Origin of the sequence: Paenibacillus terrae HPL-003, assembly GCF_000235585.1 — a bacterium.
Classification (GTDB): Bacteria; Bacillota; Bacilli; order Paenibacillales; family Paenibacillaceae; genus Paenibacillus; species Paenibacillus terrae_B.
Map to the genome: position 1 here is coordinate 5,630,664 of NC_016641.1, position 22,994 is coordinate 5,653,657.

At 46.2% G+C, this 22,994-nt stretch carries 20 protein-coding genes; 5 read left to right on the top strand and 15 right to left on the bottom strand.

Translation table 11 applies throughout. The features are described from left to right. Positions 1-93 precede the first annotated feature (93 nt). Together HPL003_RS30080 and HPL003_RS28015 are read right to left on the bottom strand one after the other, a co-directional pair. Positions 94-207 (bottom strand): putative holin-like toxin, encoded by a 114-nt coding sequence (locus tag HPL003_RS30080; RefSeq protein ID WP_014282580.1) that lies wholly within the window; start codon positions 205-207, stop codon positions 94-96. Positions 208-291: 84 nt separating this feature from the next. Beyond that, entirely contained in the window at positions 292-942 is a 651-nt protein-coding gene (locus tag HPL003_RS28015; protein ID WP_081473764.1) for a hypothetical protein, read from the bottom strand. A 172-nt stretch (positions 943-1,114) separates the two neighbouring features. On the opposite strand from HPL003_RS28015, the gene HPL003_RS24980 reads away from it, so the two are divergent. Next, on the top strand, positions 1,115-1,330 hold the full coding sequence (locus HPL003_RS24980) for a helix-turn-helix domain-containing protein (protein WP_014282582.1): 216 nt from the start codon (positions 1,115-1,117) through the stop codon (positions 1,328-1,330). 806 nt (positions 1,331-2,136) lie between these two features. After that, entirely contained in the window at positions 2,137-2,565 is a 429-nt protein-coding gene (locus HPL003_RS24985) for a DUF4395 domain-containing protein (RefSeq protein WP_014282583.1), read from the top strand. Between the two features lie 17 nt (positions 2,566-2,582). On the opposite strand, the gene HPL003_RS24990 is transcribed toward HPL003_RS24985, so the two are convergent. Then, a complete protein-coding gene (locus tag HPL003_RS24990) occupies positions 2,583-2,930 on the bottom strand; it encodes a Na-translocating system protein MpsC family protein (RefSeq protein WP_014282584.1) in 348 nt (115 codons plus the stop codon). Between the two features lie 825 nt (positions 2,931-3,755). On the opposite strand from HPL003_RS24990, the gene HPL003_RS24995 reads away from it, so the two are divergent. Continuing rightward, positions 3,756-4,958 carry a macrolide family glycosyltransferase gene (locus HPL003_RS24995; RefSeq protein ID WP_014282587.1) on the top strand — a complete coding sequence of 401 codons (1,203 nt, stop codon included), beginning with the start codon at positions 3,756-3,758 and terminating at the stop codon, positions 4,956-4,958. Between the two features lie 302 nt (positions 4,959-5,260). Here HPL003_RS24995 and HPL003_RS25000 read toward each other — a convergent pair whose 3' ends face one another. From HPL003_RS25000 to moaA, 8 genes are all read right to left on the bottom strand, one after another. Further along, entirely contained in the window at positions 5,261-6,796 is a 1,536-nt protein-coding gene (locus HPL003_RS25000) for a right-handed parallel beta-helix repeat-containing protein (RefSeq protein ID WP_014282588.1), read from the bottom strand. A 411-nt stretch (positions 6,797-7,207) separates the two neighbouring features. Further along, entirely contained in the window at positions 7,208-7,873 is a 666-nt protein-coding gene (modB, locus tag HPL003_RS25005; protein WP_014282589.1) for a molybdate ABC transporter permease subunit, read from the bottom strand. Positions 7,874-7,900: 27 nt separating this feature from the next. After that, a complete protein-coding gene (gene modA / locus HPL003_RS25010; protein ID WP_014282590.1) occupies positions 7,901-8,707 on the bottom strand; it encodes a molybdate ABC transporter substrate-binding protein in 807 nt (268 codons plus the stop codon). A gap of 76 nt (positions 8,708-8,783) precedes the next feature. After that, positions 8,784-9,863, bottom strand: a complete 1,080-nt coding sequence (locus HPL003_RS25015; RefSeq protein WP_014282591.1) for a thiazole biosynthesis adenylyltransferase ThiF — start codon at positions 9,861-9,863, stop codon at positions 8,784-8,786. Positions 9,864-9,902: 39 nt separating this feature from the next. Next, the gene (locus HPL003_RS25020; RefSeq protein ID WP_014282592.1) at positions 9,903-10,610 is read right to left on the bottom strand and encodes a molybdenum cofactor biosynthesis protein; all 708 of its coding nucleotides are present in this window, start codon (positions 10,608-10,610) and stop codon (positions 9,903-9,905) included. Between the two features lie 55 nt (positions 10,611-10,665). Beyond that, positions 10,666-10,914 carry a MoaD/ThiS family protein gene (locus HPL003_RS25025; protein ID WP_014282593.1) on the bottom strand — a complete coding sequence of 83 codons (249 nt, stop codon included), beginning with the start codon at positions 10,912-10,914 and terminating at the stop codon, positions 10,666-10,668. Positions 10,915-10,943: 29 nt separating this feature from the next. Continuing rightward, complete coding sequence (fdhD, locus tag HPL003_RS25030; protein ID WP_014282594.1) at positions 10,944-11,756, bottom strand: formate dehydrogenase accessory sulfurtransferase FdhD; 813 nt, start codon at positions 11,754-11,756, stop codon at positions 10,944-10,946. A gap of 40 nt (positions 11,757-11,796) precedes the next feature. Continuing rightward, a complete protein-coding gene (gene moaA, locus HPL003_RS25035; RefSeq protein ID WP_014282595.1) occupies positions 11,797-12,810 on the bottom strand; it encodes a GTP 3',8-cyclase MoaA in 1,014 nt (337 codons plus the stop codon). A 620-nt stretch (positions 12,811-13,430) separates the two neighbouring features. Between moaA and fdhF the strand changes: the two genes are divergently transcribed. Both fdhF and HPL003_RS25045 read left to right on the top strand, forming a co-directional pair. Further along, on the top strand, positions 13,431-16,373 hold the full coding sequence (gene fdhF / locus HPL003_RS25040) for a formate dehydrogenase subunit alpha (RefSeq protein WP_014282596.1): 2,943 nt from the start codon (positions 13,431-13,433) through the stop codon (positions 16,371-16,373). Positions 16,374-16,386: 13 nt separating this feature from the next. After that, the gene (locus HPL003_RS25045; protein ID WP_014282597.1) at positions 16,387-16,869 is read left to right on the top strand and encodes a helical membrane plugin domain-containing protein; all 483 of its coding nucleotides are present in this window, start codon (positions 16,387-16,389) and stop codon (positions 16,867-16,869) included. Between the two features lie 962 nt (positions 16,870-17,831). Here the strand turns inward: HPL003_RS25045 and HPL003_RS25050 are convergent. The 4 genes from HPL003_RS25050 to HPL003_RS25065 form a co-directional block, all read right to left on the bottom strand. Further along, positions 17,832-18,185, bottom strand: a complete 354-nt coding sequence (locus HPL003_RS25050) for a hypothetical protein (protein ID WP_014282598.1) — start codon at positions 18,183-18,185, stop codon at positions 17,832-17,834. Between the two features lie 154 nt (positions 18,186-18,339). Beyond that, positions 18,340-19,341, bottom strand: coding sequence for a 2-keto-3-deoxygluconate transporter (kdgT, locus tag HPL003_RS25055; protein ID WP_014282599.1), 1,002 nt, complete (start codon positions 19,339-19,341; stop codon positions 18,340-18,342). 48 nt (positions 19,342-19,389) lie between these two features. Then, positions 19,390-20,397 (bottom strand): tripartite tricarboxylate transporter substrate binding protein, encoded by a 1,008-nt coding sequence (locus HPL003_RS25060; RefSeq protein WP_014282600.1) that lies wholly within the window; start codon positions 20,395-20,397, stop codon positions 19,390-19,392. A gap of 130 nt (positions 20,398-20,527) precedes the next feature. Next, positions 20,528-22,942, bottom strand: coding sequence for an AraC family transcriptional regulator (locus HPL003_RS25065; RefSeq protein WP_014282601.1), 2,415 nt, complete (start codon positions 22,940-22,942; stop codon positions 20,528-20,530). Positions 22,943-22,994: the final 52 nt, after the last annotated feature.

Here is a 22,994-nt window from a genome sequence, read left to right on the forward strand (position 1 = left end):
GTTTATATACATGTCCTCCTTTATGATGTATGGTCTATATCCATTTCCTTGAATTGTAACAAACGGGTTTGAAATTCGCTATAAGCGGGCCGTCTACTTTCTGTTGTGTTGGTTCAATGCGATTACGATGGTGACAATTAATCCGATCAGCGCAACCAGCAGCGTACCGAACATCATCATTAATGTCAAAGCATCTTTAACCTCCACAGCCCTCACATCCTTTGCAGGAGACTAGCCAACTGCCCACCCAAGCCATTTTGTCGTCAACGTAGCAACTACACCTATGGATTGTTATGTACGGGCATACATTTCCTCTTCTACTCTTTCAATCGCTTGAATCAGCGTCATGTGAGGGTCCTCACGCTTATACTGAATGGCCTGTTCGCCTGTACCGCCAGCATCACACCATTCCCAGTACATATGCACATCTACGGATTCCAGAAAATATACAGATAAGGCTTCGACCGGATTCATAGCATACATCGCCATAAAGGCTTTATTCGAGAGTTGCTCATAACGCAGGTATTCGTCTTTCATCAGGTTGAGCAGATGCTGGATTGCCTGATCATTCACATTAATGATACGATGGATGAACGCATTGCGTCTTTCAACGGTATTCAGTATGATTTGCATAGCATGACGAATCTGTACAGCTTCGGGACTGATTTTGAGCAGTTGAATTAAATCATTTGTGGTTAAATTTGGGTTCCAGGGGGCTGGCTCAATAATCCGTGTCCATGCATCGTTATGCCCTCTTTCAAAAACCTCAATCGCGTCCGAAACATCGACACCGATGGTTTGCCATTTCCGATGAAGTGCATCCACAATATGATAATAGTGTAGCTCTGCTGCTCCTTGCTCTCTCTTTTCCTGCCCCCACACCTGATTCATGCGTACAATATCCTTGATCGCTTGCACATTCGCTTTCAGTTTTTCAGTCATAGGTATCATCCTCCATTGAAATTCTGGTAAAATAGCAATAGCAAAGCTAAGGGTATGTTCGTTACATCCCTTTGGGTTGGTATCATATTCGCATTAGCGAATAAATGGTATATACATTATATTATTCGCATAAATGAATAATGTCAATGAGTTTTTAGGAGGTTTCTTTTTCTTGCTAAAATTAAATATAAGGCTCAAAGAAGTGTTAAAAGAGCGTAATATGACGCAAATGCAACTTTCGGAAAAATCAGGTGTTAATCAAGCAAGAATCTCGCAGCTTTGTAAAAATGGAAGACAAGAAGTGAACTTACTTATGCTTGAAAAGATCGCCCATGCTTTGGAGATCAAGGATATTTCCGTGTTAATGCAGTTTGAAGAAACAGAATAGCATGGTTTGTAGATGTAAACGTAGGAATAGATTAAGGAGTCTGTGTTAAAACGGGCTTCTTTTTTGTTCCGAATTTTAGAGTGGTGTTCCAAACAGTTTCACGTCTATAACAATGTTAGTTCATCACGAGTTTATCAGCATTTTATAACCGACATAAAAAAGGCTTGCCAAGTTCTAAGGCAAACCTTTTTTATATTTCAAAGAAAAATGAGGAACGTCATAGCTGTGCTACATGTGTGGTATGTTTCAATTCACACTCCCATATAGGGAGCGACTTTCGGGATGGTCATCTTGAAGTTAGATTACAGTACAGTTTCAATCCACGCTCCCATATAGGGAGCGACTTTCGGGATGGTCATCTTGAAGTTAGATTACAGTACAGTTTCAATCCACGCTCCCATATAGGGAGCGACCTCAGGCGGCGAAGATCGTCAATAGTGGCGTTAAGCAGTTTCAATCCACGCTCCCATATAGGAAGCGACAGCACGCGTTACAAAGCCTTACCCAGCAAGGCTTTGTAAACGCTTTTTCGCGGATGTCTTTTCAACTCACGAATAAATGTTAAAAACCGCACCCCAAAATCGCTGAATCCCTTATCTAGCGGGGGATGCGAATGTTCCGGGGATTTCATGTGCACTTGGGGTTCGTACTCAGAACCTATGATATATACCAAAACTCTACCATGTCTTTAGTAATGGGTCTATAGTAAGATCATACAGACTATTTTTCAGCTATCTATCTATTCCCCAGCCATTACGTTATAATGATCTCAATTATTTTATTCCGATGTGAAAAGGATGATATATATGAGTCAAGTTCCAGCCTCGATTCCTCGTCCGTTGGTCAGGGCTAATCAATGGGTGATTGTACTGTCTGTGGTCTTTACCTGGATTACAGGGGCGTATGGGGTGTTGGCTATTCCACTTGTTGCGGGGTTGCTCGGTGTGCTTTTCAACTTCAATCCGGTGATGCGGGTAGCCAAGCTATTTTTAAAGAAAAGCCCATCCTCATATGTGCAGGAAGACCGGGGACAGCAAAGATTTAATCAGCTCCTTGCCGTCTTTTTTCTGCTGGTGGCCTTGGTAGGATTTACGTTCCAATGGAGCATCGTTGCGTATGTGTTCTCGGCGATGGTGCTGGTGGCCGCTTTGGTGGCTATTCTTGGCTTTTGTATCGGATGCTTTATCCTCTACCAATGGTCCCAATATCAATATCGGAGAAGAAATCACGTATAAATAGTTTCACCTTCATTCTATTTTGCAACAATATGATCCTCAAATACAAAAACAGAGATGGCTATATCTTCCTCCACCTTAATATCCGAAAAGAGGTGCAGCAGTCGAGAATCCATGTAATCCTCCAGTTCTTTGTTGAACTGTACGGGATAGATTTTTTGAACCATTTTGGTTCGAGCTGCATGCACCATCTCTTTCCCGGCAACTTCTTGTGCCAAAAATTTTTCAGACGGGGTTAAATTACCGTACAGCATCGTGATGGCCATGTTATCTACAAAGGTCGTATGTATGCGTTCCGGGCCTTTTCCAAACAGCTCTTTACGTACTTTTCGAATAATTTCGTTAAAACCCGTTTCCTTTCTCATATCGCACCGCTCTCCTAAAATCTACTAAAATCTCTATTACTATTTCCATCATAACCGATTCCTCTCATATAAAACAGAGAGCAAGCATAAGTGATTTTTGGAACATGCCCTTGTTACCTATTTTTCTTATGATAAAAAGAATGTAGACGGAAAATTTACCTTAACACTAAAGCCAAACTTGCCAAAGATCAGGCAAGTTTTTTTGTTTTGGAATAAACACCTTATAGAGAAGGAAAAATAAATCATTATGTCGAAATAATGAACCTTTTATAGAAGAAATCCAGTAACCCTCGAAAAAATTGGGCATAATTAGCCCCCTAGGAGCTCTAAAGAAAAACTTGGATAGATACTGCTTATACTGCAACAATCTTTGGAGGAACTATGAGCAATCAAATTTCCATTGAAGTTAAAAAGCATAAATCTGAATATATTAAATGGTATCAATTTTATGTAGGTTTAGACATCATATTTAGTCATGAAAGTTCTCTCGGATGAAGGGTATCATTTGTTCCAAGTTGAAAATAACTACACCCGGATATGAAGGGAATAGGATTAGTAAAACCTGCAACTCCTACACAAATTCTTGTTATTGGCCGGGGAATGAGTAAACGGAAAGCTATCGGTCATGGATGTGGTAAAATCGCACAGGTTATGTATTCATGTTAAAAAAATAATCAGTGGAAAAATACGGTGATTAAAGTTTTGAGATTTTCAAGTATTGTACTATGATAAATTTGATTCCATGATTTGATTCGAGCGATGGTATCGGACAGTGCCCTTACTCTTACACAATTTAGAAAACAGCATACCTAAGGAGTGGTAGCAATGGCGCGTGTTTTATTTATTAATGGTGGATCAGAGGGACATATCAATCCGACTATTGGAGTTGTGCAAGAGCTTATTTCGCGTGGAGAAGAGGTAGTGTACTTTTCTATAGAAGCTTTTCGGGAGCGTATTGAGAAGACGGGAGCTTCAGTACGAACATTTGACGATCAAAAATTTATAAAAGCCTTTATCTCAGGTGGAAGAGATTATTTACTCGAAAGAATCAACGGTCTTTTACTTACGGCAGATATCGTCATACCAAGCGTTCTTGAACAGATCAAAGGAGAGCATTTTGATTACATCATCCATGATTCCATGTTTGGTTGTGGACGTATACTTGCTCAGATTCTTAAACTTCCTGCAATCAACTCTTGTACTTCTTTTGTGCAGACAAAAGGTTCATTCGATAAATTGTTGGAACAATTTTCTATACAAGTCCCTACAGAAATAGTTGAACCTATAAATGATAAATTTCAAAGCCTGACGGTAATGGTGAAGGAAAAATATGATGTGGAGATCCATTCTCCTTACGAAGTGTTTTGTAATCCTGCACCACTTACAATCGTTTATACAACAAGGGAGTTTCAACCTTATGGAGAAGCATTCGACCAAACTTATAAATTTGTAGGTCCATCCATCTCTTCACGATTAACTCAAGAAAACTTCGACTTTACTGCAATCAAGGGGAAAAACCCAATTTACATTTCACTGGGTACAGTCTTTAACCAAGCAATTGATTTCTATAAGCTTTGTTTTGAGGCATTGGGGAACACGGATCATACGATTGTCATGTCTATTGGGAATAAAGTCCAAATTTCTGAATTAGGTGAAATTCCTAAAAACTTCATCGTAAAAAATTATGTTCCACAAACGGATGTACTGCAATACACTAAATTATTTATTACCCATGGTGGAATGAACAGTACCCATGAAGGCCTCTATTACGGGGTTCCGCTAATTGTAATCCCACAAAGCGCGGATCAGCCGATCATTGCGGAGCAAGTCGCCAATATCGGAGCAGGCATTAAATTACAAATGCAAAGCTTGACTGCAAATCAACTACGTGAAGCTGTAGAGCATGTGTTAAGCCTCTCATCTTTCAAGAAAGCTGTTGCAAATATTAGGGAATCCTTTGGAAAATCAGGGGGGTATCATCAAGCTGTTGATGAAATTTTCGAATTTAAAAGTCAAGTTCATATCTAAATAAAAAAAAATTTTAACTACTATATTGCTGGCTTTTCCCAGTGGTTACTGCAACTTCTTTTGTAATTAAGTAATGGAACAGGATCTATTATAAAAGAAAGATTGTATACTTAAAGTAACATGGGATCAAGGCGCAACCAAGAAGCTGCTGCAGAGATATTCGGCAACTTTGCTGTGCTAAATAGCATGCAATCAGTCATTACATTGATCTTTTTGATTCTATGCAAGGAACATTGTAAAAGCATACAAACAGTGCGCACCGCATAGTCTCGGTACGCACTGTTTTCCATTGAATATGAGTCTCACTCGTAGGCGCCGATGTTCACAGCGGCTCCCTGTACTCTGGGCTTCCCGTCAATATCCAGCGTTCCGATGATGGCACGGTCCGTGTTCCCGGCATCGACCGCCGGTGACGAAGACTGCAAATGGAAGTCGCCATTCGCGGCATTCACGAATTTAGGATCGGCAAACAGAGAATGCGCATCGTTGCCGGTTCCCGATTTGTACGCGGAGAATCCCGTATAATCTTTATTTTTCCAGGTCCAGTTGGCTTCCGAGCTGCCACCCGGAGCGAAATATAAATTATAATCCACGACATTGTCGGAATTTTTGGTGTATTCATTGTAGATCAACACATCCGTGGAGCTGGCCACGAAAATATTGTTCTTGATCACGTTGTTTTGCGTATCGTACTGAACGAAAAACTGGCCACTTCCGCCGCCAAACGTATCGTTCTTGTACAGTGTGTTGTTCACGATTTTGCAGTTTACCGTCGAGCCGCGCCCATCATCGTAACCGCCCATAGCGATGCCGATCAGCCGGTTGTTATATATCACGTTGCTGCGGATCGTAATATTGCTGGTGGCTTTGCCGGCATGCTCGGAGGCAATTTCGATGCCGATGTCGTTGTTGTAGCTGTAGTTCTGCTCGATAATGCTGTCCTTGCCACCATCCACATAAATGCCGCCGGCCGAGTTGTCGTCTTTCCTGTAAGATGGGTTATTTTGAACAGAATTATTGTACACCCGGTTGCCCTTCACCAACCCGTTCCGCGCCTGATCGTAAGCGGTATTCGACGCGGTTCCCTCAAAGCCGATCAGATCGATCCCGATGTTGTCATTATTGTGAATGAGATTGTCGGTCACCGCAAAACCGTCCACGTTGCCGTTTAAAACGAGCGATTCGCTGGAGCCCAACACGAGATTGTGCAGCTCATTGCCGCTGATCGTAAGGTCGTGAATCGAAGCCGGAGCTTTCGTGCCATAAACAGCGATGCCGTGGGCGTCCCGGCCCAGCAAATCTTTGCCGGTCGGGGTGACCGTGTTTTTGATGTCATGGATTTTGTTGTTGGACAGATTAATGAAGCCGCCCGAACCGTGGACATAAATACCTACAGGCACCGCGTTCTTGGAAGCAGTGGTAAAATTACGGATTTCAAACCCCTGAACGGTAACGTAATCGACATCGGCCAGTTCGATCAGTCCTTCGGTCCCGCTAACCGAAAGTCCGGTACCGTCAATGATGGCGGTCTCCGTCCTATAGTTGGTGAACACAATGGCACCCTGCGAAGCGGAGCCGGAGCGGGTGATCTTCAGTTTCTGATTGTACACGCCGCCCCGGACGTAAACCGTGCTGCCCGCAGGAGCCACGTCGGCCGCATGCTGTAGCGTCTTCCACGGCGCGTCGCTCGTTCCGGTGTTGGAGTCGCTGCCGCTCGTGGCCACATAATATTCTGTACCGGCCGCGGAGGCGGCGGGGAGCTGCATATTTCCGGCCGCCAGACCAAGCCCCAAAATCATGGATAAACCTACCAGTAAAATTTTTCCGAATTTCTTCATGATTCCTCATCTCCCTGTGTTCATATTTGTAAATTATACCACAAATTCACTGAGCCTGTCCCGCTTGCAAACGGAGTGCCCTCAATGAGGCTGGCCCGACCAGATTTGCTATGGCAAAGGAAGCGAGCCGTGAATGAGAGTTAGTGAATTGGAAATAGCGGAACAATATACATTATATTTCTATGTTCTATGAATCACTCTTTGATACCAAACATCATAGCGGGGTAGCACATGATTTTTTTAGAACGCTTGTAATCTATTTATGGCATGCGCCCCCCCCCCCACTGTTCGAATGATGCTTTGTCGAAAGTGGAGCGAGAGCGAATGAAGTCTAAGACTTTATTTTCTCAAGAGAAATAAAACACAGCCCGCCCCGTTGGCAGACTGCGCATGTTTTTTGCTCCAAACAGACTAATCCTTTACCAGTCGATTCGAAAGCATGAGCATAATAAAAGAGAATAGAATGATGACGGCTACCCAGCTCCAGGAGAGTGTCATATTTCCGGCCTCGGATGCGGTATAAATCGCCGTAGGCAAGGTTTGCGTCTGTTCGGGAATGTTACCCGCAAGCATCAGCGTAGCGCCAAATTCCCCTAATCCCCGAGCAAACCCGAGAATGTATCCCGAGATGAGTGGACGGTAGGCGAGAGGCATCGTAATGTAGCGAAATACTTGCCATTCGTTGGCACCTTGCACACGTGCAATCTGCTCTACCTCTGGATCTACAGCTTCAAAACCTGCTTTAATCGTCCGGTAAGCCAATGGAAAGGCAACAACTACGGCGGCCACTACTGCTGCTCCCCATGTAAACACAATTGTCTGCTGGAAAAAGCTTTCGAAGGCTGTACCGATCCAGCTTCTCCTCCCCAGCACAATGAGCAAAATAAAGCCGATCACTGTGGGAGGCAAAACGAGCGGAAGAAGTAAAACCGTCTCAATCACGCTGATTCCCCTCCGCAGCTTGCAGTTCGCCATCATCCGAGCCACCACGGTAGCTAACAGAAATACAAAGATGCTGGCGACGACAGCGACCTTGACGGATACGATAACTGGAGGCAGGAAAGCCGACCAATCCAACGGGACCCCCTCCTTTATAGTTGGGTTCTATTTCCCAGTCGATGTTGAAGGAGCTGAAAACCCATCTTTACTGAACACACTCATAGCTTCATCTGTACGCAGAAAATTGAGAAACTCGCCAGCTTCCTTGCTGTATTTCGTTGCTTTTACAATACCTTCTGGATAGAGAATCGGAGCATGCAATTCCTCAGGTACTTCCAGTGCAACGACTGCTTTATCAGATGATTTGGCATCCGTCAGGTAGACGAGTCCCGCATCGGCGTTACCTGTCTCCACATAGTTTAATACCTGTCTTACGTCCTTGGCGAACACCATCTTCGGCTCCAGCTTGTCCCATAATCCGGCCTTCGTCAGCGCTTCTTTGGAATACTGTCCGGCAGGAACTGTAGTAGGCTCCCCGACAGCTACTTTCAGGAAGGATGGGCTCGTCAGATCATGGAGTGTTATGGTTTTGGCCTTATCCTGCGGGACAACCACAACCAGTTTATTTTGAAGCAGAACACTATCCTTCTCCACTAAAGAAGCATCGGTCAATGCCTTCATTTGCTTCATACCTGCAGAAATGAATACGTCAGCGGGTGCGCCTTGCTCAATTTGTTTTTGCAATGTGCCGGATGAAGCATAGTTAAAGGTAAGTTTGATATCCGTATGCTGCTTTTCATACTGGTCCTTGAGCGTATTCAGGCTATCTTGAAGGCTCGCTGCGGCAGATACGATGATCTCTGTTTTTGGTGCAGACGGTGTCGACTGTACAGCAGCCGAAGACGAGCAGCCAGCCAGCACCCATGCCAACAATCCAACCAACGTGAATATGTACCCGAATTTCATTTTCAACTTACTCTTCCCCTCTCCTATAAATTCCGAAATGAGTATAACGATGTACACCTCATAACGGTTCAACTCTATTGGGTCAGCCCAAATATTTGTGAACAATAGATCTCGCCTCGGCGATATCCTTTGTGCCATGGATCAGAACGCGTCCATCTTGAAACAGAACCAGCCGATGCGCTCCAATCACAACGGATACCAAATATGGATTATGTTCTACTTTGCCTCCTTGACGGGACAATAGACGCGCCGTTTCATTCAGATCGCGCACAGTACCGAAGGCCGGGCGAATTTGAACCGTATCACGTCCGCACAAAACAGCCGACTTGGATTGATGCTCCGATTGTAAAAAAGGATACACCGGATGTTCACCACACGTTGGGCAGTCGGCTTTTTTCATGGCGCTGATATGAATCGCCTGATGCTGATTGTTCCACAGATCAAAGGAAATCAGCTTGCCCTGCAAGGCTGAAACATCCCCGGTGAGCAGCTTCAATGCTTCAGCGCTTTGGTAGGCTGCCACCATCTGTACAGCCGGGCTAATCACCCCGACCGTGTCGCAGGTCGCGCCGCCGAGCGGCACGGTTCCAAGTAGACAATGCAGGCACGGTGTCTGTCCCGGCACGATGGTAAAGGTTGTCCCGTAGCTACCCACACAAGCCCCGTAAATCCAAGGAATTTGGTGCTTAACCGCGTAATCGTTAATGAGCAGACGTGTATCAAAATTGTCGGTGGCATCTACGATGAGGTCCACTCCTGCTGCAATATCGTCGATTTCTTCCAGCGATACGTCCCGAATTAGCGCACGAATGTCCACATCTGAATTGACTTGCTGCAATCGCTGCTGTGCTGCCACTGCCTTCGGCATATGATCACGAGCGTCCGCTTCATCATAGAGCTGTTGGCGTTGCAGATTGCTCCAATCCACATAATCGCGATCCACCAGCGTCAGTCGTCCGATGCCCGCTCGCACCAGCATGTCCGCATTGGCAGTACCCAGTGCACCAGCACCCACCATCAGCACGTGCTTACTGCGGATGTTTCGCTGTCCTGCTGTTCCAATTTTCGAGAATAATTCCTGTCTGGAATAACGGGCATGGGACGCATGCGTATGTGCTCGTGCATCAGCATCCGTTTTCTGGTCCTTGTTCATTTCTGACATCGTTGATTTACGCCCCCTGTCCTCGCTCTCTTTCGGAAGCTATTGGGTGTTATGAGGTTTCCAACCTCCTAGCTGATGCCCCTTCCATTCCGAGCCATCCTCCCACACTTCCTTTTTCCAAATCGGTACGATTTGCTTCAAGCGTTCAATCGCATGGCGGCTGGCTTCGTAGCAAGTATCGCGGTGTGCAGCAGAAACAGCAATCACAACGCTCGTCTCTCCAATCCTCACCGTACCAAGCCGATGTGTAATCGCCGTACGTGTAGACGGCCAACGTTCTGCAATCTCGTCACCAATCTGCTTCATCGTGTTCATCGCCATCGGGACATACGCCTCATATTCTAGCAACACGGTTCGCTGACCTTGGGTATATTCCCGAGTCGTTCCATTAAAGGTCAGCGAAGCTCCATGGGATGGGTCCTGCACCTTCGAGGTCACCTCATCGGCATCAATCGGATCGTACGTGATCGCAAATAAGCCGCATGCTGAAACGACCGTTTCCATCCCTGGCGCCGACTGAAGAAGAGTGATTGTATCTGAAGGACGGATGAGTTCCTCTGGAGAAGCCAGTTTTTTATGATTAGTAAAAAAAGAACCTTGCAACTGCGAAGCCGCTTCCGGATATTGCTCATTCAAGCTTTTTCGAATGTCTGCAATGGTCGCCGTTTCCTGCGGAAAATCCAGCGTAATCACGGATTCACCGAGCTGCTCTGCCATACCCGCGAATAGTTGAATACGGTATTGCATTTGTATCTGACCCCCTCTGCACCTATCCTATCGAACTCGCTTAGCCTGTATCAAATTACCCTCCTGAAACCGGGGGAATGATCGCAATTTCGTCATATATACTCACCAGCTCCTCCGGTGCAGCATAGGCTTGGTTTCTGGCAACAAAAGAACCCCGCAACTGCGCGGCTACTTCTGGGAAACGCTCGGATAGCAGGTCTTTTAACGCGGCAATGGTCATCGTTTCCTGATCGGTGGGTACTGTGATGATGGGCCCTCCCATCTGTTCCGCAAGGCCAGCAAATACTTGAATATGATATTTCATTTAAATGTTCACCCCCAGAAGCGTTCATATTATATTTTAGATTCAACCAGTTCCTCAAACCGCTGAGGATGCGTATACACATTCAGAGAATGACTTCGTATAAAACCTACCGTAGTAATGCCCAAATCCTCAGCCAATTCAAGCGCAAGCTCTGTCGGAGCCGACTTGGATAACACCACTTCACAGCCAATCTTGGCGACCTTCAACAAAATTTCAGACGAAATTCGCCCACTGAATACAATGATTTTATCTTGTAATACAATATCATGCTTGAGGCAATATCCATAGATTTTATCCAACGCATTATGCCGGCCGATATCCATTCTCGACAGAATGATTCCATCCTTGTCGCACAGTGCGGCATTATGAACGCCCCCGGTCTCCTGAAACATAAGCGCCGAATTTTGCATTAAGTTCATCAAGCGAAAGCAATCGTCAAAAGAGAGCATCACATGGGTGTCATTCATCCTTTTTGCCACTTTGGCATCATTCATAAAGTAGAAGCCCTGTCTGCTTTTCCCACAGCAGGAGGTAATGTACCGTTTGGAATGAAAGTTTTGATAAAACTCATTCATCCGGCGGGTTTTGATATGAACAAAGCCTTCTTTTTCCTGGACCCATATATCTTCGATATCATCATACCGTTGAATGACACCTTCCGAGGCCAAAAAGCCTACTGCCATATCCTCCACATACTCCGGTGTACAAACCATGGTAGCAAATTCCTGCTGATTGATTTTGATCGTCACCGGATGCTCCGTCACCACAGTGTCCTCATCACGTTTGATCTGACCGTCACGATAACGAAGAATCTGGCGTTTGATCTCAGCTGGTTTTTCCATGTGCTCAACTCCCTAGTTTTTGGCAGGCTGGCGTTTCGGTTCACCCGCCGATATGTGACATTTCAATTTTGGACGCCGATTGCTGGGTATGATTCAGCCGTTCCTCCGAATAGCGGTCTGTACGTCCTCTCCAAACACGCTCAATGTAAGCTCTTATCTCATCATCGGACTGTTCAGAACGTAGCATCCCGCGCAGCTCATACCCTTGAGAAGCAAATAAGCAAGTGTACAAGAAACCTTCAGCGGAAATTCTGGCCCGTGTACATGTAGAGCAAAAGGCATCCGTAACCGACGAAATAATGCCGATTTCCCCTTCTCTGTCCTGATACCTGTAACGCGTCGCCACCTCACCTTTGTACTGGGGTGGGACAGGCTCCAGCGGCCTTTGCTTATGAATGGTTTCGATGATCTGCTGCTTGGAAACGACCTGATCCAATTTCCAGCCATTGGTGTTACCCACATCCATAAACTCAACAAACCGCAAAATATGCTTTTTCTTTTGAAAATAGTCCGCCATGGGCACAATATCCTGATCGTTGAAGCCCTTCTGCACGACCATATTTATTTTTACCTGCATCCCTGCTTGTGCTGCCGCATCAATACCATCCAGCACGGCTTGCACGCTGCTTCTTCCTCCGTTCATCCGGCGGAAGCGATCATCATTGAGCGAATCCAAACTGACCGTCACCCTCTTCAATCCTGCCTCTCGAAGTGACGCTGCATATTTAGGAAGAAATACGCCATTCGTTGTCATCGCAATATCTTCAACTCCTTCGAGTTGAGTTAACGAATGAATGAGCGAGGACAGGTCCTTTCTCAGCAACGGCTCGCCGCCCGTTATGCGCAGCTTGGTAACTCCTAGAGAGACAAAAATACGGGAAAGCCGGGTAATTTCCTCAAAGGTCAATATTTTTTCTTTTGGCAAAAACGGATAGTCATGGCCAAAGATTTCTTCCGGCATACAATATCGGCACCGAAAATTACACCGGTCTATGACGGATATTCTCAAGTCCCGTAACGGACGATTCCATTGATCGTCGCTCCGGTTCGCCATCCTATTCACCTCAATCCGTCTTCATTAATAAATCCCTTTAAACCCCATATTAATTCATTATATACTGAACCAAAAAACCGACATCACAACAAATCCTTCGCCATTGAACACATCGAAGAATCTGCTAAATGCCGGTTAATTTATCTACATCAGGATTCTACGAATCCTCGCATCATGTGATATAGAAAAATCAAGCTAACAAGCGCTGCGACAAATAAAATATACGCGATTCCCCACGCACACTCCATTCACGAATGCTCTGCAATAGATTACATTCTTATTGTTAGCAATCCTCGAACGTTTGTCAATGCTTTTTCGTTTTCTCAAACGATAATCATTATCAATTAAAATTTTACTAATGTACCGTTGAACTATCTTAAATTTTACGTTATAGTTACACCTGATGACATGCAGAAAATGACATATCCAAGTTATTGATATACAGGCGGTGTGTACCGTTTGTTATTAATACATACGCATATGGCGGATTGGCCTCCAGGACATAGAGCTTGGTTACTACTCCACCATAAACACAAGTGCTTCATCACGAGCACTTGTGTTTATGGTGGAGTTTTTTTATTTCTAATTTTTAAATTTCAAATCTGAAAGGAGCCTGAACCGTGATTGATAGTACGATCAAAATTACATTAAACGGACAGGAACTGAAAACCAAAGACAGCGCAACGATTCTTGAAGTCATTAACGAAAACAATATCGCCCATCCCCAACTATGTTATGTTCCCGAAGTCGACCCGATCCGCACCTGTGATACCTGTATCGTGGAAGTCAACGGCAAGCTCGTTCGCTCTTGCTCGACACTTGCTGCGGACGGAATGAATATTCAATTAAACTCGGACCGCGCCAAAGCGGCCCAAACAGAAGCAATGGATCGCTTGCTGGAAAATCACCTCCTCTACTGCACCGTATGTGATAACAACAATGGTAATTGTTCCTTGCATAATACGGCAGAGCTTATGGAAATTGAACATCAAAAATATCCATATCAGCCCAAGGTTGATCCGACGGAAGTCGATATGTCCCATCCGTTTTACCGCTATGACCCGAATCAATGTATCGCCTGCGGCCAATGCGTGGAGGTATGTCAAAACCTTCAGGTCAATGAAACCCTGTCTCTCGACTGGGAAGCAGAACGCCCTCGCGTCATTTGGGATGATGGTGTTGCAATTAACGATTCCTCGTGCGTCAGTTGCGGTCAGTGCGTAACGGTCTGTCCTTGTAACGCCTTGATGGAGAAATCCATGCTGGGTGAAGCAGGCTTCATGAGCGGCATGGAGAAGGATTTGTTAAATCCGATGGTAGATTTAATTAAGGAAGTGGAGCCGGGCTATAGCGGTATTTTTGCCATATCCGAAGCAGAAGCAGCCATGCGTGAAACCCGTACAAAAAAAACCAAAACCGTTTGCACCTTTTGCGGCGTAGGTTGCAGCTTCGAGGTTTGGACCAAAGGGCGTAAAATTTTGAAGGTACAGCCTACCTCTAAAGGACCTGTGAACGGCATCTCGACATGCGTCAAAGGGAAATTCGGCTGGGATTTTGTGAACAGTGATCAGCGTTTGACCACCCCTTTAATTCGTCAAGACGACGAATTTGTCGAAGCGACCTGGGAAGAAGCCTTAAGCGTGATGGCCAGCAAAATGGGTGCTATTAAAGAAACACATGGCGGCGAGGCGCTCGGCTTTATTTCCTCGTCCAAATTTACGAATGAAGAAAACTATCTGATGCAAAAGTTGGCGCGTCAGGTATTCCAAACGAATAACGTCGATAACTGTTCACGGTATTGCCAATCCCCCGCCTCATGGGGGCTGCAACACACCGGAGGCATTGGCGGCGACAGCGGTACGATTAAAGACATTGCCAAAGCAGGTCTGGTCATGCTGGTCGGCTGTGCGCCGGGAGAAGGACATCCGGTGCTGGCTACCCGTATTAAACGTGCGCATAAGCTGCACGGTCAGAAGCTGATCGCGGTCGACCTGCGCAAGCATGAAATGGCAGATCGTGCGGACCTGTTCATTCGTCCGAAGCAAGGGACAGATTATGTATGGTTATCCGCTGTAACCAAGTACATCATTGAACAAAACTGGCATGACGCAAAATTCATTGAAGAACACGTAAACTTTTATGCCGAATATTTGAAGTTGCTGGAGAAGTTTACATTGGAATTTGCAGAGCAAGAAACGGGCATTTCCAAAGAGACGCTGATTGAGGTAGCGACTATGGTCCATGAAGCCGACGGCACTGCCATTTGCTGGGGCATGGGTGTGACGCAAAACATCGCAGGCTCCTACACCTCTATTGCGATTGCCAACCTGCTGCTGGTGACTGGAAACTTTATGCGTCCAGGTGCAGGCGCGTATCCGCTTCGTGGACATAACAATGTTCAGGGGGCTGCTGACATGGGCACGATGCCGGATATTTTCCCGGGCTATCAGCCTGTCACCAACGATGACATTCGTGCCAAGTTCGAAGCAGCCTACGGGGTACACATTCCAGGCCAACGCGGACTGGACAATATTCAAATGCTGGAGGCCATTGAAACAGGTGAGCTGAAAGCGATGTATATCGCCGGAGAAGAAATGGCGTGGGTGGATGCAGACTCCAACCATACACAGGAAATGCTGGCGAATTTGGATTTCCTCGTCGTTCAGGATGTATTCCTGAGCAAAACAGCAGAATTCGCAGATGTCATTTTGCCAGCCGTACCTTCGCTCGAAAAAGATGGAACCTTTACGAACACCGAGCGTCGTGTGCAGCGTTTATATGAAGCACTCAAGCCTGTAGGAGACAGCAAGCCGGACTGGTGGATTTTCAGCCAATTTGCCAAGAAAATGGGATTTGATTGGAACTACAGCCATCCAAGTGAGATTTTTGAGGAAATGGCGTCACTCACTCCATTTTTCTCCCAGTGTAATTATGACGTATTGGAAGGCTGGAACAGCTTCCACTGGGGATCACCGGATGGCAGTGACACGCCGCTTTTGCACACCCATGGCTTTAACTTCCCGGATAAAAAGGCACGTCTCGGTCTTTTCGAATATGTACCGCCTAAACAATACCCGGCTGAGTTCGATCTAACCTTAAACAACGGCCGACTGCTCGAACAATTCCATGAAGGAAATCTGACGACCAAATCGCCGGGCATTCAGCTCAAGCTTCCAAGTGTATTTGTGGAAGTATCGCCGGAATTGGCCAAGGAACGCGGAGTCATGGACGGATCGCTGGTTCGTCTGGAATCGCCATATGGTGCCGTGAAGCTGCGTGTTCTCGTCACCGACCGGATGCATGGAACCGATGTCTACGTACCTATGCACTCCAGCAGCCATGACAGCGCCGTGAACCTGTTAACTGGCGGAGCATTCGATGTCATCACCAACACACCAGCTTACAAACAAAACAAGGTGCGAATGCACATTTTGGAGGTAGATGGTCAAAATCCGCTACCACGTATCAACCCGCGCTACAAACAGCGTCATCCGCAAAATGGGGTTGAAGTGGATCGGAAATGGAAGCGTCCCGGTTACGTCGATCTGGTGGATCAAAAATAAGGAGGTCGGACTCATGGCAAAGCCTATTTCAATCGTACGAAAGCGTGTGTTGACAGAAGAAGAACGACAAAAACAATCGCTGGATCAGCTTACTGCTGATCTGGCGGACAACGGGGCGGCATTGCAGAAGACGCTCGAAATTGTGCGTGAGCTGCACGATAGCGGTCTTCTCGAAGCGGCTCAGTCTATGCTGAAAGCCAAAGAAAGCATCGCCAAAATCGCTGTAGGACAAGCAACGCGCAAGCCTGTGACGAACATCATCAACAATCTGATGGGAGCAGCCGGCATGCTGTCCGAGCTAGACCCCGAGCTGATGCAAAAGCTGGTAGGCAGCGTCACTTCAGGCCTGAACGAAGCCGAAGAGCATCTAAAACAGAACCAAAAGACCCGCTTGCGCGATCTTATGAAGGCCATGAATGATCCGGATGTAAACCGGGCGATGGGTTTTGGCATTCATTTTCTCAAAGGGCTAGGAAAAGGCTTGTCCGATAAGTAGCTGAATATAGCGTGGGGGTGGAATCAAGATTACCGTCGATAGCATTTTGGAAGGTCTGAAAGATGTTCAAGACCCGGAGATACACAAAAGCATTGTCGATTAAAATATCGTACGGAATATTCAGATTGAGGGCGGCGAGGGTACGAAGGTTAGTCCCATATATCATTAGTAAATACCAGTTGGAGGTCCTGCTTCCACTTCCAACGTTCCTTTATAATACGTATCGGTTTTACTTTCGGCAGGTGCTTAACGGCCAAGGGTAACGACGGTAAAAAAGAGCTGGCCCCACCGCAAACGGGAGTCAGCTCTTTTTTCTTCTTCCTTTGATAAGTCCAAGTCTAATTCCTTCGTGCGGATAAATGTGGCTCTCTTAACTCTCGATAACCCATCTTTTATATAACTGATACTCAACTTATGATAATAAAAAATAACTAACACTCATATTTCCCCGAGGAGTATAGAAAATTTCCCTTATAAATCCAAATTTTAATAGAGTAAAACAAATCATAATGCAAGGATTAGAGGGGAGGTTGCCATGAGAAGGATACACGGGATAAGGATCAAAAACGTTCTATTCTCTGTCGTGGTATTCATTATTTTATGACAGCAGTAAAAAAATGCCTTTTATACACACGAGGATATGCCAACGAAGATATTGCTTCCATCCAGACAGCATTTGGCAAAGCTCCTGTAGTGAGCACGGAGGTCCGATTTACCGATGAAGCGCAAGCACGATATTTCTACAGGGAGGTAGACGGTATCATTTTTCAGTATAACTGTGCGCCCCTTCGAGGCGTTTATCCCGTAGATTACAAAACTACAAGCATGCAGAAGAACACCGCATACCATAGACATTCCCCAAGGTACTCTTCTACTAGCTGGCATTAAAAAGACTATCCGGTAGTATACCGAACAGCCTTTTCAGCTACAACATATATAGGATCACATAACTACTCTACCTTTTATTTTTTATCCACTTGCAGTAACGTCACTGTTTTGAGAGAAACAGCATCTTTTAATTGCTCCTCTGCGATGACCTTAAGCTTGAGCAAACTGGCAATCTTCGAAGTATCCGGTTTGGAAAACAAGCGCCATAGCTGTGGATCAGGCAGTGAATCGTACAGCTTGGTATGATCGTATTCTTTGCGGTGTTGCTGCACAATTTTGACCCGGTAGCTGCCAATTTCCCATTCTGCCACTCCCTGCCGTGCACAATGAGCTGTAATGTCATTACGCAAATCAGTCAGTTCACCCTCGATTTCTTTTTGCTTCTGCTTTAACTGATAGTAGCGACGCACCTTGTTTTCCAATTCCATCACGCTCCTCTGCTTACATATATATGTTTGCGGAAGCGTTTTAGGACAAGTTTGTGGTGTGAGTATATGAGTTTGTATCTGCAAAAGCATTTCCCGGGTAATGGAGAGACTCAGAAAATGATCTGGACTAATCTGATCCGGGATCACCCGAACTTTATTTAGGCACATTCGCACCAGGTTTTACAGGCCCTGCCCCTTTGGATTCTCCTTTGCGTTTAACATAATTGGACCAGTAAGCCGTCAAAATGGGCACCAATATAGAGGTAACGATGACCGAAGCGGCTACTAACGCAGTTGCTGATTGCGCTACAGGCAGGAACTCTGGCTTTATATTCGCAACAATGACCGGATTGGCAACCGCCGCACCTGCTGTACTAGAGGCTGCAAGTCCTGCTGTACCGTTGCCGCCGCCGATATATTTGTCCGCCAAGATCAGCGGAATGCCTGTAATAATAATGACGCCGATGCCCAATAGAATACCAAGCAAGCCGGTTTGAACAATCACACTCAGATCGATGGAACAGCCCAGTGCAAAACCGAAAAACGGAATAAGCGCATGCGTGGCGTTACCAAAATATTTACGAAAATCATGATCCAGATTCCCCAGTATGAACCCGACCAGAAATGGCAATACCGCCCCCACAAAAGCCTGCGGCTCAAAAACAGCCAGTCCGGTACTGCCCAAAATGAGCATGGTCATTAACGGGCCAGATTCCAAGGACATCAGCACAAATGCCCCCGCCTCTTCCCTGGAACCGTATTGCTGCATAATGGAGGCGTATAGCCCACCGTTCGTCATATCCATGGAGGAAATTAGCGCCAATACTGAAAGGCCCGCAAACAGCCCGCTTTCCACACCGCCGACGGGCAGTAATTTAGATGCTATGATAGCCACTACCCAGGCAACTGCGATTTTAGTTAATACGAGCGTACCTGATTTACGCAATACCGTACCCGTAGCCCGTATATCAATGGAAGCGCCCATACAAAAAAACCACACCGCCAAAATAGGCACTGTCCCCGTCATTAGACCCTTCGTAAACGATCCAAAGTAGTCTCCAGCCCACGGAATAAACGTATGAAATAACGCCCCAATAAACAGCGGCACCAACATAATGCCGCCCGGAATTTTATCAATGCTTTGCTTGATTTTCATAACTTCATTCAACCCTTTCGTTTTTGCCAGTGCAAAAACAAGGCCGTGTTACTTGCGGCTCAAGCCAAGTTCGGGAATTAACCTTGCGAAGGTATCATGGCTCTCCTTCAACTGCCGTGCGAATGCTTCTGCATCCTTAACACGCAGCCCCAATCCATGCCTACGCATTTCTTCCCTGAATTCCTCATCTTTCGTCCCCTTGATCAGTGCGTCCGCTAGAGTTTGAGCAATCTCATCCGACGTATCCTTGGGCACAGCCAGCCCTCTCCAAGTCCCGATAAAATGTACACGCAGCCCGGTAGCCTGCTGTAACGTAGGCACATTTGGAAACGCTTCCGAAACGGTGTCTGCCTGTATCGCCAGTATGCGCAGCTTCCCTTGATCCACATCCTTTTTCACTTCCGCAGGACTGACCGGCACAGCATCCACGAAGCCGCTCATCAACGCTGAAACGGCTGGCCCTGCTCCCTCATAAGGGATATGGGTAAAGCGGACTCCGCTTTTTTGCTCCAGCATCGCAGCGGCAAGGTGCCAGATGCTTCCCGTGCCTGCATTGCCCATTTTCAGCTTCCCGGGATGAGCATGAGCGTCCTCCAAAAATGCTTCGGCCGTCGTCCATGGCGCATCCGCTCTAACCGTGATGGCAGAAGGGTCCATATTGGTTTGGACCAGTGGTTTAAAGCGCTCATAGGTGAGGGGCAGCAGTCCCAGATGTGGCAGTGTGGTCAGCTCCGCAACCAGATACGTTACAGTGTAACCGTCCGCCTGCGCCTCAGCCCCTTCCATCAGCCCGACCGAACCGCCTCCACCCGTCCGGTTAACGACAATGATCGGCTGACCGAGATGCTTTTCGGCGGCTTTCGCCAATGCTCTTGCCGTGATATCCGTACCGCCACCCGCCGCATAAGGAACGACGAGGGTTATAGGCTTCACAGGAAATGCACTACCGTGGTCATGCAAGGCGTGTTGATCCACATATTCACTGATACTCAAGGCAGAAAGAAAAGCCACTCCCGCCGCAACCAGCACATATTTTTGCCATGGCTTGTTCTTCATTACGTTTCCTCTTTTCCGAAAAATGAACTGGGCCAGTCACGCACCCGTTTTCACCCCCAGACGTTTTCAGCCATGATTTTTGCGTTTACATGGAGTTAATGTACAGCAACGCGGGGGCTACAGCTATCGCTTAATCTTCGAATTTATCTTCCAAATCCCCAAAATGCCGACCTTTTGGCGGATCTGCATATCCATTAGAACATTTGCTGATTTCCCGAAATTTTCCGGGGGTTACCTGTTTATGCTTCCGAAATACACGGATAAAGCTGTTCTCATTCCGGTAGCCGACCTGATCAGCAATCTCTGCGATTTTTAGATGTGTTTCGCGCAATAGAGCGCACGCTTTTGTCATTCGCAAACCAGTCAAGTAATCGTACACAGTGCTGCCTGTCTCTTCCTTAAACATACTGCTCACCGATGACACGCTCATATGAACCTGATCTGCAATTTCCTGAAGCCCAATATTTAAATGCAAATGGTGTTCCATGTAATCCATCATCTCCTGTACACGTACAAATTCCTTGGACCGTCTGTGTCCAGAGAGTTTTTCTTCGATATCAGCCACAATCAAAAACAATTGCTTCTCCATATCTGGAAGATCAAGCGTCAGAATCTGGTTCCAGTGGTAATCGACCAGCTGATCCGGCGGCGTCACACTATGAGTCATGCACCATTTCAGCAATTCCTCCATCAGCTCATGAACAGACAGGTACACCTGCGCTGGGGAGGTCCTGTAAAGACGAAGTTCTTTTCCCCATTGGCTGATCAGCTTTATACTTGCTCCGGCTTCCTGTGACTCTATGGCACGAATGATTTCCACATTCCGGTTTTCCGCCGCTGATGAGACGTGAGCGCCCTTCCCCATGCTATCCGTGCTCATATGCGAACGTCCATATCCCTCATACAAACGCAAACCAAGGGCTTCTCTCCCTTTTACAAAAGACTGACGTGCCTCATGGATGTCCGAGAATATATGACCAATTCCTATAGAGATAGTCAGGGGAAGATGCTCATCCACAACCTGAATCAGCCTATCTGCGCTTTTGCGGAGCAGAACACTTTCTTTGGCATCGACATCAGTACATGTTTTAGTTCCAGTTCCATCTTCACTCTCACTGAATTGTAATAGTACAACGAAGCCGCTTTGCTCATCTGGCGCGCTTACCACCTTCCAGTGAGGTTCAAGCCATTCCAGCAAAATATTGTTCAGCGCATATTTGAGCAGCATTTTATCCTCCTCTGGAAAGCTTGCTGCCCAAGTAGAATAGCGATCGATCGACACGATCATCATAGCCAAAGAGCTGCCGTCCCAATCGGAAAAATACTGCTCCCATTTCATGCGCATTTCCTGTATGCTCATTCTACGCTGGATGACATCTTCAATATATTTGGAACGTAGCTCCGGTAAACTTCGCTCCACCACCAGTGATTTGCGATGGAACTCTCCAACCAGCTTGCCAATGACCGGCTCCAGATCATACAATCCACCTTGACGCGTTCCTTTGTAGCCTGAATTCAACAGGCTATTAATTCTTTTCATAGGGCGAAACGCCGCATAATTGTAATAGTAGACCGCTGAGCAACCCGCCAGTATAGAAATAAAGGCTAACCACAACATCATATTGCGGGCCAGCTTAACATGTTTCAGCAGCTTGTCCATAGGAACAAGTGATACCAGACGCCAGCCCGTCACATCGGAAAAAGTCTGGTTCGCCATATACTCCATCCCCCCTACCTCCACATAAGCATAGGGGCTCACATCCAATTCTTTCAAAACCCTGTCCATTTCGTTTAAGGGCACTGACGATTTTAACTTGGGATAGATCAGTTCGCCCTCCAGATCGTACACATATTGTGAGTTGGATAAATGAATATACAGCTTGGAGAAAAAGCGGTCATAATCCAGATCGACCAGCACCGCACCGATGACCTGCCCATCCTTTACCACGGGTCTTGCAAGCGAAAGCAGTTCTACCGTTCCATTCTCATAATCGGTGCCATACCATCTTCGCTTAATCAGTAATGGCTTCCTTTGAATGTCCCGAATCCAGGGAACCCAAGTCTTATCCGGCGCTTGGTCCCAATCGGGCAAGTAGCCGTATTCGCTGGATACGAGAGCATGATTTTCAAAAGAAATAACTTCAGCCGAATGAATCTCTTCATGCGAAGAAAGGGCTTTCAAGTATTTTTGAAGCCGTTCTATGACAGAAGCGTTGTTTGATAGCGATTTTTCATCCGTTTGCAAACGTGTAAATGCCTCAACATCCCGGGAATAGGCCGCATCCAGCGCCTTATTGTCGGACTCACGAAATGCCCTATTAGTCACATCCAGATTAATTTGCAGCAGTTCTATGTTTGGTGTGTTCAATTCAGTATCCAAACCCTTGCGGTATCCCGAATACGATAGCAGGCCGATCACACTAATAATGAGTGATACGCTTAGTGTGAGCAGCAGAATCAGCCTTGTCTGTTTATTTTTCAGGATCAATCGAAGCTTTAATCGTAGCATTCCCGTTACTTCATCCTTCCGGACTTCGTTTTCCATGATCTCTTGCTAACAACGTATGAGCTAACATATACTCCCTAAATCTATTTGA